9 protein-coding genes are annotated in these 14197 nt (G+C 48.4%); 3 read left to right on the plus strand and 6 right to left on the minus strand.

Annotation, left to right across the window (positions count from 1 at the left end; genetic code table 11):
- Positions 1 to 55: 55 nt before the first annotated feature.
- Positions 56 to 2677 (minus strand): AAA family ATPase, encoded by a 2622-nt coding sequence (locus ACHZBF_RS09010; RefSeq protein ID WP_321528242.1) that lies wholly within the window; start codon positions 2675 to 2677, stop codon positions 56 to 58.
- Between the two features lie 744 nt (positions 2678 to 3421).
- Here ACHZBF_RS09010 and ACHZBF_RS09015 point away from each other — a divergent pair.
- Positions 3422 to 4165, plus strand: a complete 744-nt coding sequence (locus ACHZBF_RS09015) for an AAA family ATPase (RefSeq protein ID WP_169720409.1) — start codon at positions 3422 to 3424, stop codon at positions 4163 to 4165.
- A gap of 58 nt (positions 4166 to 4223) precedes the next feature.
- On the opposite strand, the gene ACHZBF_RS09020 is transcribed toward ACHZBF_RS09015, so the two are convergent.
- Both ACHZBF_RS09020 and ACHZBF_RS09025 read right to left on the minus strand, forming a co-directional pair.
- Positions 4224 to 5537 carry a nucleotide sugar dehydrogenase gene (locus ACHZBF_RS09020; RefSeq protein ID WP_029133792.1) on the minus strand — a complete coding sequence of 438 codons (1314 nt, stop codon included), beginning with the start codon at positions 5535 to 5537 and terminating at the stop codon, positions 4224 to 4226.
- A 141-nt stretch (positions 5538 to 5678) separates the two neighbouring features.
- Positions 5679 to 6716 (minus strand): SDR family oxidoreductase, encoded by a 1038-nt coding sequence (locus ACHZBF_RS09025; protein WP_029133791.1) that lies wholly within the window; start codon positions 6714 to 6716, stop codon positions 5679 to 5681.
- Positions 6717 to 7024: 308 nt separating this feature from the next.
- Here ACHZBF_RS09025 and prsK point away from each other — a divergent pair, with 308 nt between their 5' ends.
- Together prsK and prsR are read left to right on the plus strand one after the other, a co-directional pair.
- Entirely contained in the window at positions 7025 to 9088 is a 2064-nt protein-coding gene (prsK, locus tag ACHZBF_RS09030) for an XrtA/PEP-CTERM system histidine kinase PrsK (RefSeq protein WP_321528243.1), read from the plus strand.
- A gap of 56 nt (positions 9089 to 9144) precedes the next feature.
- Positions 9145 to 10491, plus strand: coding sequence for a PEP-CTERM-box response regulator transcription factor (gene prsR / locus ACHZBF_RS09035; RefSeq protein WP_394707561.1), 1347 nt, complete (start codon positions 9145 to 9147; stop codon positions 10489 to 10491).
- Positions 10492 to 10516: 25 nt separating this feature from the next.
- On the opposite strand, the gene ACHZBF_RS09040 is transcribed toward prsR, so the two are convergent.
- From ACHZBF_RS09040 to ACHZBF_RS09050, 3 genes are all read right to left on the minus strand, one after another.
- The gene (locus ACHZBF_RS09040; protein WP_321528245.1) at positions 10517 to 12064 is read right to left on the minus strand and encodes a TIGR03013 family XrtA/PEP-CTERM system glycosyltransferase; all 1548 of its coding nucleotides are present in this window, start codon (positions 12062 to 12064) and stop codon (positions 10517 to 10519) included.
- 396 nt (positions 12065 to 12460) lie between these two features.
- The gene (locus tag ACHZBF_RS09045; protein ID WP_029133787.1) at positions 12461 to 12886 is read right to left on the minus strand and encodes a hypothetical protein; all 426 of its coding nucleotides are present in this window, start codon (positions 12884 to 12886) and stop codon (positions 12461 to 12463) included.
- A gap of 519 nt (positions 12887 to 13405) precedes the next feature.
- Positions 13406 to 14146, minus strand: coding sequence for an adenosylcobinamide-GDP ribazoletransferase (locus tag ACHZBF_RS09050; protein ID WP_335342963.1), 741 nt, complete (start codon positions 14144 to 14146; stop codon positions 13406 to 13408).
- Between the last annotated feature and the right edge of the window lie 51 nt (positions 14147 to 14197).

Raw genomic sequence — 14197 nt, forward strand, 5'->3', positions numbered from 1 at the left:
CTTCGTATATATAACAATGGGAGAGAAACGCGGCAAACTATACATGGGTGATCGGTCAATCACCCGTTGGGCTGCTGACAATTTCAACAAATCGCTGTAGTTGTCGCGCATTTGCGCCATCATTGGACAGATTGTTGGTTGCCGGGTAAACCCCACGTCCTTCAATATGAATACGATTGTTGGCAATATTGTTATTTTCAAGATAGGCCGCAACCGCTTTAGCCCGCTTCAGGGAAAGTTCCTGATTGTACTCGACCTCACCCTTACTATCCGCATAGCCGATAATTTGGACGGTGCGGCCCGCATGACTCTTTAACCAGTCAACCGTTTCGGATAGCAAGCTTAGATACTCATCAGAAATTACCGCGCTGTCGCTACCAAAAAGAATTTTCTTCCGCAGTCTGAGCAGGGTATCCTCTTCACCAGTATGCGGCGACTTATCTGCCTCCTTGCCATCCATAGGCGTATTTAGCGACTTGGAATTGTGTGAGGTATCTCCACTATTTCGCCGGGGTTCAGATATGGCAGCAATATCTTCCTTGATCCCGCTGTTTGTGGGAAGCGGACTGGCAACCGGTTCTATTGATTGTGAGCCGACAGGTGGGTCAAGAGGGGGAGGCAGGACTGTTTCCGCAGGCCGCGAACCCGCTATCACTGGAGTGAAAATAGCGTCACTATCTTTCGCTTCCGGATTCTGTTTTTTGCCTTGTATGATGGGATACCGTTGCGAGGCCAGTGCAATCGTATCAGAGTCCGTTAGTTCCTGGACTATTGAACTAGGCGGTTGCAAATCGTCCTGCGTGGAGGGCTGGTATGGCGGTCTGACTGCCTCCAGATGGGCCGATCGCCACCAGTGTAGCAAGTCGTCGTCATGAGCGGAGGCTTGGGGTGGTGGGACTGAATCGCCAGTTTCTCCACCGGTTTCCGTTGTATCAGGTAAAGCAGAAATATTGCTTAATTCAATTTCCGGTACTGTTTTTTTTTGAGCATCGATCAACTGGTCAGTCGATAACTCTCCACTCTTCTCCTCCCTGAAAGGAGAACTGTCATTCGATTGCAGATCGGTATCGGGTGAGATATTTGTGTTTTGTACCGCCTGACTCTGGTTTTCCAGGTCAGCTACGCCACTATCCTGTTCGTTTTTATTAAGTTCGTCCTTGACTGGCAACGGGTCAGGTTTACTGGTTGTTGGATCTTTACTCACGCTGCTTATGTTGGAATCAATTTGTCGTTCAAGATCCACTATACCGTCCTGAAGCAGTCGTGGACTGATGACGTAAAGCGCTATCAATACCGCCGCCGCGATGAGCAAAAATATCAGCGCAGTGGACAGCATGCTCCATTTTCTGGTGACGATGCCGTGTGGATTGGCACTCACCTGATATTCATTGTAATAATGAGTCCTTGCACCACCAGTTTCGTCTCGTCTCTGTGCGTTAGCGAACCTGTTACCATAGACGTGTTCCGCCAACGGCGTTTCTGCCGGCTTATGGATTGGTATCGGTTCCGAGGGTAAATCCACTGCTTCCGATAGCGAGAAATAGTTCTCTTGTATAACATCCTGTTGGGAATTATCGGACTGATATGAGGAGTGGCTCTCTTCCCGCCTTACCTGCTCTTCAAGCGAGCACAGATCGGCAATTTGGTTACCCCCCGGATTGACCGGTGCTGGTGAAATCGACGGGGTAGCTGCTGGATTGTCGTTCGTGGGCGGCTGTTCCGCTACCCCGGCCTCAGGAACAGACGGTTCTTTAGTGGATCGTGAGGTCTCGTTATCATTCGCCTCTGCTGCGGTTTCTAAGTCAGACTCAAACTCCTCATCATCCAGCAAGGGTGGCAAGTCGGCCTTGAAACCAATTGGTGCCAGTTGCTCGTGCTGTAGTTCACCGACTACGGTTCTTACATCAGACGCGCGAATACGATGCTTTTCCTCCACACATCCGTGGAGTAAAAAACGACTGCATATAAGATTAATTCTTCTTGGTACCCCTTTGCTAAACTGAAATACAACCGGATATACACCCTCATCGATTGTCGGGTCATTCTTCCAGCCTACTCGATCCAGGCGATGCCTGATATAGGCTTTTGTGTCCTGCTCACTCAACGCCTCGAGATGACAGGCCGCCACCAGGCGCTGATGAACCTGCTCCATACTCGGTTTTTGCACCAGTTCACGCAGATTCTCCTGACCGACAAGAAAAATCTGCAGCAAGGGTTGATTATTGAGCTGGAGATTGGTGAGCAGTCTTAACTCTTCCAGCGCGGATGCGGAGAGATCTTGTGCTTCATCGATAATCAGCAGTGCCCTGGTTCCTTCTTCGTGATAGCGTCGCAGTCGCACGGAAAGACCTTGAAGCACCACGGCCTTATTTGGGGCATCGATATCAAGCCCGAAGTTACAGGCCACAAGCCGCAACAGATCATCAGCTTCCAGCTGCGTGCTGACAATTGTCGCAACTACTATCCGGGATTGGGATAGACCATCAACAAGATCGTTGACCAAGGTGGTTTTACCAGTCCCCGGCTTTCCAGTAACCATTACAAAGCCTTCGGCCCTGTGAATGGCATACTGCATATATGCCTTGGCCTTGGCATAGCTCTTATGGCTGAAACAGAACCGATGATCGGGACTCAGTCGAAATGGCTCGACTTTCAGATTATAAAAAGATTCATACATAAGACACAGTCAATCCTTTGTCAGGCGCAAGAATCGGATTAGTACACCACTTAGGTGGTGAATTGTCATATTCCTATCTTGACCATTGCTATAATTGCCAACTCCCAACCATATCGGGTAATACCGCCTCTCTTTAACCAGCCATCTCTGCGGGATCTATTCTCCCAATATTCGATGGGACATGAACTATATTCAGGTCCGAAAAAAATAAATCTAATTCATATAATCAGCATGTTACAGATTATATATACATTAGTACATTAGCATGACATTTATCATATCAATCCTGCCCATTCAGATAACTTCCGGAGATCCCCCGGTTCGATAATGGGGCCAACACCAATAAGAAAAGGAATTGGGTTCCAGGTGCAGCGAGCTAATCCGATGGGTTAATTGCCGCCAGTAACTCCAGTAAATCACAAAGCACGAATAACTGAACTATAAAGTAGAAGAGTCCCTCAATGAAAGCCTGCATACTGGGAATATCCATGTAATAATCAGGCAGTGATCGTTCTGTAGCTGAAAACATCGGTTCGGGGTGAGACAAGAATATCCCAGGGAAGATTAACCAAGATATCCGGTGGCGGGAACAGGCTTCCGGTATCAAAAACAAGGATGGCAGTGACTGCCATAAATATAACTATGTACGAACAATTCTATCATCTGAAAGAAGACCCCTTTCGACTGAGTCCAAATACGAAACCCTGTTACAAACACGCCAGCTACAGCCATGCGAAGACCTATATGCTCTATGCATTGCGTCGCGGTGAGGGAATTGTACTGGTCACAGGCAGATCGGGAACAGGAAAAACGGCCTTATTAAGAGATTTCATTCACTCCATTAAAAATGAACCCGTTGTCACCGCTGATCTGGTTTCTACGCAGCTCCAAGCTACCGACTTGATCAGAATGATCGCCTTCGGTTTCGGTATTAGCCAACTGACTAATGATGAAGCAGAGGTCATTAGTGAATTGGAAACACAGCTTTCGGGAATGCGTAACTTTGGGCGACGCCCCCTGCTGATTATCGATGAAGCACAGAATCTGGAGACTGAATCGCTACGCAAGATTGAACTTCTCATGAGGTTGAGATGGAAATCTGAACCCCTTTTGCAGATTTTTCTCATTGGCCGGGATGGACTGCATGAATTGTTGCTGACGGAAAAACTGAAACAGCTCTATGCTCAGGTAAATGCGGTTATTTGTCTTGAGCCACTCGACGAAAGCAGCACGGGTGAATATATCCGGCACAGATTAAAACAAGTTGGATGGAATAATGACCCCCAACTGGCCGATGAAATTTACCCAATCATCTTTAACTACAGTCACGGTATTCCGCGGTTAATCAATCTGATTTGCAGCCAGATTCTTCTGTTTGGAATGACCGAGGAGCAACATTTTTTCGGGCTGAATGAAATCAACCTGGTTTTGCGACAGATGACCAATGATCAGATGCTGCCCTCTCCATTAAGACATGTAACGAGCTGATTTATAAATTATCATCAAAGAAGGGATCGTAAAATATCCCTTCTTTGATGAGATAAAACTAAAGTCTCCAGAGTTTAACGCCTGCTTCCGAGAAGGCTTCCCTGTCAAGCTTCGACTTCACATCCATTACTACCGCACCGTCTTGCATAATTGCCTTAAAATCCGCGGCCGATAGCGTCTGATAGTGGCTATGAGCCACCGCCAAAATAACTGCCTGGGCCTGCGGTAGCTGTTCCCAGCTTTTCAATTGGACGCCATACTCATGCATCGCCTCTTCAGGGTCAGCCATGGGATCAGTCACGCACACATCGCAGTTGTAGCTCTTCAACTCGTCGATAATATCCACGACCCGTGAGTTTCTCAGATCCGGGCAGTTTTCCTTGAACGTCAGTCCCAGAATAACCACTTTGGCGCCATTGACGGAATGCCCGGCCTGAATCATCCGTTTTACCGTCTGTTCAGCAATATACTTGCCCATACCATCATTGGTCTTGCGTCCTGCAAGAATCACCTGAGGATGATAACCAACAGCCTCCGCCTTATAGGTCAGGTAATAGGGATCCACGCCAATACAGTGCCCCCCGACCAACCCTGGACGAAATGGCAGGAAATTCCATTTGGTACCGGCGGCCTCAAGAACGTCTACAGTATCGATGCCCATTTTGTGGAAAATCATCGCCAGTTCATTCATCAAGGCAATATTCAGATCACGCTGGGTGTTCTCTATCACCTTGGCAGCCTCCGCCACCTTTATGGTAGAAGCTCGGCATACACCAGCCGTGACTACACTCTCATAGAGTTCAGCGACCAGTTCGCGGGTAACCGGTGTATCCCCGGAGACCACCTTAACGATTGTTTCAAGACGATTTTCCTTGTCGCCCGGATTGATACGCTCCGGTGAGTAGCCAATATAGAAGCCGCGGTTGCGGTCACCACTATCAGTTCCATCGCGGCCGGCCCACTGCATACCGGATACCTGCTCGATAATGGGTACACAGACCTCCTCGGTACAACCCGGGTAAACCGTTGATTCAAAAACGACCGTAGCCCCTGGTTTCAAGTTAGCAGCCAGAGTCCGACAAGCTCCGATTACGGGTGACAGGTCAGGTTTTCTGGCATGGTCAATCGGCGTTGGCACCGCCACCACGACAATCGACGCTTCAGCAAGGCGGGATGGGTCACTGGTGTATTCGAGATGCGAGGCAATGGCCAGATCTTCAGGTTCAACTTCACCACTTGGATCGGATCCATTCCTATAATTGGTAAGCTTTCGTTCATCCAGATCATAACCGATGGTGTCGCGCTTTTTACCAAACGCTACCGCAAGCGGTAACCCAACATATCCAAGACCCACAACTGCAATTTTGTCCATTATCATTCCTGATTTTTGTTGACGCCCTTAGAGCGGGCCAGCCATTGTAAAAACTGAGCCTCCCCTCCCCGGTTAGAGTTAAGGTTGGGGAGTCTGCAGGGAACTAACCTGCCCGCAAAATAGTATTTTTTATCAATTATTTCAGTTTGTTACAGATAATTCCTCAATAAACCATTGAGTTGTAACATCCAGTCCCTGCTGTAGATCATGCGTTGGCGCATAGCCAAGCAGTGCTGTCGCCTTGGAAATATCCGCCAGGGAATGCCGTACATCGCCGGCCCGAAACTCTACATATTCCGGCTGTACGCCGGCAACATGTTCATGGTGCCGGGCAAGACGCTCCCGGATCTCGCGAAAAAGCTGATTGAGTGTTGTACGGACACCAAATGCGACATTGTAAACCTGATTTACCGCTTCCGGATTGGACGTTGTCGCGGCCAGCAGATTCATCTGCACGGTGTTATTGATAAAGCAGAAATCCCGGGATGTCTCCCCATCGCCATTAATGCGACATGACGTGCCCCTGTAGAGCTCTTCTATCCAACGCGGAATTACCGCAGCATAGGCGCCTTTTGGGTCCTGTCGCGGTCCAAACACATTAAAATATCGCAGTCCAATTGACTCGATACCGTAGGTTCGCGCAAAAACATCCGCGTATAACTCGTTCACATATTTAGTCACAGCATAAGGCGAAAGCGGCCTGCCGATCAGTTCCTCTCTCTTCGGCAACCCCGGATGGTCGCCATAGGTGGAGGAAGAGGCCGCGTAAACAAAACGTTTCACCTTGGCATCCCTGGCGGCAACCAGCATATTCAAAAAGCCGGTACTATTGGTGTCATTGGTTGTCAAAGGATCGTTAATTGAGCGTGGCACACTGCCAAGAGCGGCCTGATGAAGCACGTAGTCAACCCCGTCAGTGGCTATCCTGCAGTGCTCAACGTTTCTGATATCCAGCTCATGGAAGGTGAACCGCTGCCACTGGGTTTCGCTAACCAGGGCTCGGACTTTTTCCAGATTATGCGGATGACCGGTGGCAAAGTTGTCCATCCCCACAACCGTTTGGTCAAGCTGTAACAGCTCCTCCAGAAGATTTGAACCAATAAAGCCGGCAACACCGGTGATCAACCATGTACGTGGATTAACCCGAAGTTCGTCCCGAACTTGCATAAATGCAGACATTTGCTAGACCTACCTCACCCTTCATATCCTGCTGTATTGAAGACATCCCGGATGCATTGTGAATCAGCCATGGGGCATTTCAGCCAAGCTGTTAATAATTCAGCAGATTGTACTTTCAAAGCCCCCCCGGGGCCAGTGATAATAAGTTAACATGGGCCAAGGAATCTTAATGGTACAACCTGTTGCCCGGGTATTTAAAAAGGATCAGGCACAACGGTACAATCGGGATGCTGATACACCACAGTTGAAGCCGGGGAATTGCAACACATCTAATGGACCAGAATCAAAATAATTCAGGGTAAGCCGCATTGAATATAGGATTTTTCAGTTATCTTTTTGCTTTCCTTGCCTACGCCGCATTGACTGCCCTGCTTATTACTTCCTGGCGAGGCAGAACACTCGGTCGTTTGTTGATACTTGCCAGCAGTTTTTCCACAATCTGGGCTGGAATTTCCGCTCTTTCTGCACTGTCGCTGATAACCTTTCCCGGCATCATGCAGCTTTTGGAGCTGGGCCGGGATACCTTCTGGTGCCTATTTTTGTTGAAGAGCGTTCAGTCCAACAGCAGCCAAAAGATTGGCCGCCTTTTACGCATTACCCCTATTAACCTATTCTTCGCCTTTCTGGTGATCGCCGGTATCATTACTGTACTGCTTCCGTTGTTTGCCGTATTCACTTCAAATGTCAGCCTGATAAACCGCGACGCTACTTTAGGAATCTGGGTCGCCTTTAACATCATTGCCCTGCTGCTGCTGGAGCAACTATTCAGAAACTCTGCAGTCGAGCAACGCTGGGCAATCAAGCATCTCTGCATTGGCATTGGTTGCACCTTTGCTTACGATTTTTTCATGTTTGCAGATGCGCTTCTGTTCAAGCAACTCAATCCGGCCTTGTGGAACGCCAGAGGCATCGTGAACGGTTTAATGGTTCCGCTGATTGCCATATCGGTAGCCCGCAATCCCAAGTGGTCCCTGGATATCTACATATCCAGAAATGTTGTATTCCAATCCATCACCCTGATGGGGGCCGGAATTTATCTGCTGGTTATGGCTTCGGCTGGCTATTACATCCGCTTTTACGGAGGATCTTGGGGGTCTACTCTGCAGATTGCCTTCCTGAGCGGAACAGGTGCACTCCTCCTGATCATCCTTTTTTCCGGAACGATTCGCGCAAAGCTCAGGGTCTTTCTTAGCAAACACTTTTTCAACTACAAATATGACTATCGGGAAGAGTGGTTGCGGTTTACACAGACACTCGCTGAAAGTGACGAGGATGTCCCTGTGAGGGTTATTCGAGCCATCTCGGTATTGGTCAACAGTACAGGGGGGTCTCTCTGGATCAGGCGTGATGGTGGCCAGTACGAGTTCAACAGCAGCCTGAATATGCCTGAGCCGATTATAGGAATCACTGCAGAACATGACCCTCTATGTAGCTTCCTGGAAAAAAACCAGTGGCTGGTTGATCTGGATGAATATCGGCGGAACCCGGATCTTTACGAGGGATTCTCGCCACCCGGTTGGCTAACAGCCATTCCTAATGCCTGGTTGATTGTTCCGCTGCTTTTCAAAACCAAAGTGTTTGGATTTATCATCATTTCACGCTCCCAGTCACAACGCTCAATCAACTGGGAAGACAGGGATCTGTTAAAAATGGCCGGACAACAGGCCGCCAGCCATCTGGCGCAACATCTATCTGAAAAGGCATTGACCCAGGCACGCCAGTTTGAGGCCTTCAATCGGCTATCCGCCTATGTTGTGCATGATCTCAAGAATATTCTCGCGCAACAGTCGCTGATTGTTTCCAATGCCGAGCGACACAAACACAAACCAGAGTTTGTCGATGATGTAATCAGTACCGTCAGAAACTCAGTCAAGCGTATGACCAATCTGATGGAACAGATGAAGAGTGGTATGCGAGGCAGCGGCTCACAGCGTATCGATCTGGGTTTACTACTGGCAGATGTAACCACTACACATGCCACAAGAAAGCCCGCGCCTGAACTCCATCCAGTCCCGAATAAACTTTTTGTCCACGCCGATAAGGAACAGCTGGCGACAGTGTTCGGTCATATCATCCAGAATGCCCAGGACGCCACACCGAATGACGGACATGTTATCATCGACATAACACGAATCTCAGATCAGGCGGTCGTGGAAGTTAAAGACAACGGGACTGGCATGGACCAGGAATTTATAAAACAGCGCCTCTTCCACCCCTTTGACTCTACCAAGGGCCTGACAGGAATGGGGATCGGGGTGTATGAAAGCCGCGAGTATATTCGTAGCCTGAATGGCGATATCAGCGTAACAAGCACACCAGGAGAAGGGTCGGTTTTTCGTATCACCCTACCCTATGCAAAGCCTACAGAGTAGCTCCGTACAAGACAGACACAAAAAAAATTACAAGAGTGAGGTAACCAGTGGCGGATTTGAATAAGTACCTGTTAATCGTTGAGGATGATGAAGGCCTACAGAGTCAACTAAGATGGTGTTTCGATGATTTTGAGGTGCTGATGGCCGGAGACAGGGAGGAGGCTATCACACAGATCCGCCGTCACCAGCCAGCGGTTGTGACGCTTGACCTGGGATTGCCCCCCGACCCTGGTGGCGTCAGCGAGGGCCTTGCCACACTGGAAGAGATCCTCGCACTTGCCCCGGGCACAAAAATTATCGTTGTAACCGGGGACAATGACCGTACAAACGCCGTTAAGGCAATTGCCCTTGGCGCCTATGATTTCTGCCAGAAGCCAGTTGAGCCGGAAATTCTGTCACTAATTGTTAAGCGTGCCTATCATGTAAATGAACTCGAACAGGAAAATATCAAACTTCAACAGAATCGGTCCGGTACTCCCCTCAATGGCATCATTGCAACCAGCCCGGAAATGCTTAAGGTTTGCAGAACAATCGAAAAGGTCGCGCCATCCAATATAACAACCCTATTACTTGGCGCCAGTGGCACCGGAAAGGAGTTATTTGCGCAGGCCCTGCACGAACTCAGTCCACGGTCTGATCATAAAATGGTCGCCATCAACTGCGCAGCCATACCGGCAAACCTGCTGGAAAGTGAACTTTTCGGTTATGAGAAAGGCGCATTCACCGGCGCCTCGAAACAGACCAAGGGCAAAATAGAGTACGCTAATGGAGGTACCCTGTTCCTCGACGAGATTGGCGATCTGCCATTTGATCTCCAGGCCAAGCTACTCCGTTTTCTACAGGAACGTATCCTGGAGAGGATTGGGGGACGTGAGGAAATCCCTATAGACGTAAGAATTATCTGTGCAACTCACCAGAATATTCAGAATCTGATTGAAGAGGGGCGATTCAGGGAAGACCTTTATTACCGAATCAGCGAAGTTACGATAAAAATACCGCCATTAAAGGAGCGTGAAGGAGACGCGTTACTGTTAGCCAAGGCATTTCTTGAGCGTTTCAGCAAAGAGTACAATCAACAGATAAACGGTTTTGAGAAAAACGCTATTCTTGCCATTGAACACTACGACTGGCCGGGCAATGTGCGTGAAATAGAGAGTCGGGTTAAACGCGCTGTCATCATGGCTGAAAGCTCGCTGATAACGATTGAAGACCTTGAACTCGCCGCACCGGATGAAGAGTCTACACCGCTAAATCTAAAGCAGGTTCGTCGGGAAGCTGAACGAAAGGCTATTCTGCGGGCACTGAATCATGCTGACTCAAACATTTCCGAGACAGCAAAAAATTTAGGTATTACGCGCCCAACTCTCTACAGTTTAATGGAAAAATACGACATCAAGCCGTAAAAACTGACAATAGCTGGCTGGCTCTCTACCGCACACCCTTCTTGAAAAAAATGATCTCCGCGGTCTGTACCAGTATGTAAAAGTCAAACAGCAGCCCATGATTTTTCACATAGTAGAGGTCGTATTGCAGCTTTTCCATTGAGTCTTTCTTGGATGCGCCGTAGGGGTAGCATACCTGCGCCCAACCGGCTAATCCTGGCGTTACCCGGTGGCGTTCCTTGTACAGCGCGTTTACCTTGCAGAGCTGTTCCACAAATTCAGGACGTTCCGGTCTGGGGCCGACAAGACTCATATCACTGACAAAAATATTCCACAACTGGGGTAACTCGTCCAATCTGTATTTTCTTATGAAGGACCCGACACGGGTGATTCTAGAGTCGTTTTGTTGAGCCCATCGGGCTACCCCATCCTGCTCCGCATCTGTACACATACTGCGAAATTTGTAGAGATTAAAACATCTACCATCACGCCCGACGCGTTCCTGGCGATATAAAACTGCCCCTCTCCCCTTGCTTTCCAGCAGAATAGCCACGGCAGTAAGCACCATCGCTGGCGAGCAGATCACCAGCATCACGGCACTTATAAGGATATCAAACGTACGTTTGGTCGCCGCGCGGAGAATATTCCGCTTAAACCCATCGGTATAAATCAGCCAGCTTGGCTGAATGAGATCGAGTCGTATTTTTTCCGTTTCCCGTTCAAAAAAGTCAAGCAGATCAGTAATTGATATTCCACTCATGCGGCAATCAATAAGACCGTCGAGTGGTAATTTTCTACGTCTGTCATCTGGTGCAATAATAATTTCGTCAATATGATTCTGAATCGCAAAGTTTCGAATATCGTCGTCGATATCGAGTAGCTTCTGATTTCCTACCTGCACCACCTCTTCACTGGAGGTCCGTACGAATCCGACCAGTTCAAACCCCCTTTTATCCGTCTTGCGCCTGAGTTTATTAATGGTAGCTGCCCGCTTACCGGCGCCAACAACCATGACCCGTCGCTGCAGGATATTGCCATCAACAAACTTATAGAAATATATCCTTAATGCTATGGAGTAGATAAAGGCTACCAGGACAAATTTAGCGATATGGCTTGGCTCTTCTGTGAACAGGGGGAAAAGCGAATCCAACAGCGCCATCGCCAGAAAACCGGATAGAAATGCCACCATCAACCGAATAAGTGCACCCTTGATACCTTCCCTTTGCCGGGTGTCATAAAGACCCATGGACGCAATTGCCAGTATCAGTACCATCCCGGCAAAGGCTGCCTCGGGCCATTGAGGCATGGCCGTAACAGACGGTTTGACAGTCTCCACAAGGGGTATAACAAACAGGTAGACAGACACAAACGAGAAATACTCAACACAGGCAAGCAACAGAAACTGAGCATGAAAAAAGTGTCCGAACAGCCGCACCTTCCCCCTTATGGAATGAAAGCGCGAAAAGACACCTGTATTGGTAGTACCATCAGGCGCCACACCATCAGGCACATTTCCGGTTTCAGAACGCCTTTGCTGCTGCTGTTTGTTATTGAACCGGATCAATGGAACGTCTGGATTACCCTGAGCGCTCATACCCTCTCCCTTGCACCCTGCTTTTTATTTCCTTAACGAGGTTTGTACGATTCTACCCCGCCTACGTGTCTACAAAACTACTGGAACATAAAACGGTATCAGAGTCCTGTCATTTCCAGTCCAGGCTGAACTTTGACACTGCTGTTTTTAACGTACTGTGTAATCTTAACCCTTAGGTAGGGTTACGCCTACCCCCGTTGACTTAAGTCAACAAGTTCCATGGTTAAAGATAGACAAAAAAATTGCACTCCCTGAGGCTTTTTTTTCTTATTCTATCGAAGGATTTGTAGCCAGAAGATAAAGAATCATATTCCTCATCTGTATCGATTAGTTGCTCCGGTATCCGCAGCAGAGCACATTACAATACCAGGGTTGGAAACATAACAGTTAACGGAATTATTTTTCTTTCTGGAGTAAAAGTTTTGTAATCCCGGGATTTTTATCGCTCTCAATACAGGTAGAGAGCATGTACGAGAGTTTAGCGGCATCGACTGGAATTTGCCTTTTTTCCAATACAGGCACGGCCAGATTACTAGCCTCGCTAACCATAAAGATCACAACTCTATCTTCGATAAGTACCGCAATATACGGGTTATTTTCATCTTTTACATAGGGATAACCATCATCGGTTATCAGATAGCGATACCCTTCGACCTCGCAGTTATTCCCAGCTTGACCCGCTGCCGTCTCCTCCAGGATCGTGGTAGGGTCGGCACCCTGTCGTAACTGCCAGGAAATCTGTTCGTTATCGTAAACAATGGTGCTGATCAGCATTGGAATAGCGAATGCAAACAGAAAACCAAAGGCGACAAAGTAAAGCATTACTCTCATACTCTTGCCCTTTTATATGCCTGACCGGACCGTCCCCAGATCCAACACATACTCACTTTAGGAGTTAATTTCCACAACATGCTGACCGATAATTTAATATTTGTGCATAAATACGCGTTGACTTGGAGATCAATCCTACGCATAGATAAGCAACATCCTACACAAATATTGGTATTAGCTTTATCCTGCTTTATTAATAAAAGTCACCTTTGCAACATTTAGGCCATTAGTATATCTCTATGTAATATAAGCGATATAATCCGCACGCCCTTCTTAGATGTAAAATATTCCGACAAGTTACGGTGTGGAGAATTCATCCAGAGCAGTCTAGGGAATCCTGGCACAAACACTACCCCAACCGCCCCCACTCGTCTTCTTCTCCGACAATCCTGAACGGATAGCGGGTTATTCCGGAAAACTGTTTTACCTGCCCCCGCTTCTTTTCCGTCGCGTGGATGATTTGGCCAACTACTTTTCAAGTAGAAGGGCAGAATCCAATCTGGACGAAATTCATAATAACAGTGCGGCCGCAACCAGAGATGTCGCCTCGGTAAGCTCGCAAATGGCACCCGCGCTATCTCCTGTAAATCCACCGATACGTGACAACATCATGTGTCGGCAGACAACAAATAACAGAGCACAGAACAGCAAAACCCCGACTGCATACCATCCCAGGACAAACAGACAGAGCAGTGCAGAAGCCAGCAACACCCTTTCAGCCTGAGCCCTGGGAAGATGCGCGGCAAGGGTGGCACCCAACCCTGAAGGTCGGATATAGGGCAGATAAAGAAATGTGGCAACAAGACTGAGACGCCCAATCATCGGAATCAGTAGCACCACTTCCCAACGGCCCTGCAAGAGCAGGACGTTCAGCGCGGCCAGCTTCGCCAGCAGCAGTAATACCACGGCCACCACCCCACTGGGGCCGCATTGGGGATCCTTCATGATTTCCAGGGTTCTGTCCGCATCACCCTGCCCACCTATCCAGGCATCCGCCATGTCAGCAAGGCCGTCAATATGCAATCCACCGGTAACCACCACCCAGACAATCAACAACAAAACAGCGCGTAGCAATGGATCTGCGCTGCTCGCCATAGCGCCTGTCGCAACCAGCAACAGACCGATGAGCAGACCCACCAGTGGATAGTAGAGCAGGCTCTTCCCCTGCTCTGTTTCACTCAGCATCGGTTCCCGTGCGGGAACCGGAAGTCGCGTCAGAAACTGTAGTGCGAAGAAAAATGGTCTAATCATAAATTCAAGCTGGATCCAGAGAGCAAGATTGACGGGATTCAATGAACCACG

The sequence above is a fragment of the Sedimenticola selenatireducens genome, from assembly GCF_963675335.2.
GTDB classification, from domain to species: Bacteria; Pseudomonadota; Gammaproteobacteria; order Chromatiales; family Chromatiaceae; genus Sedimenticola; species Sedimenticola selenatireducens.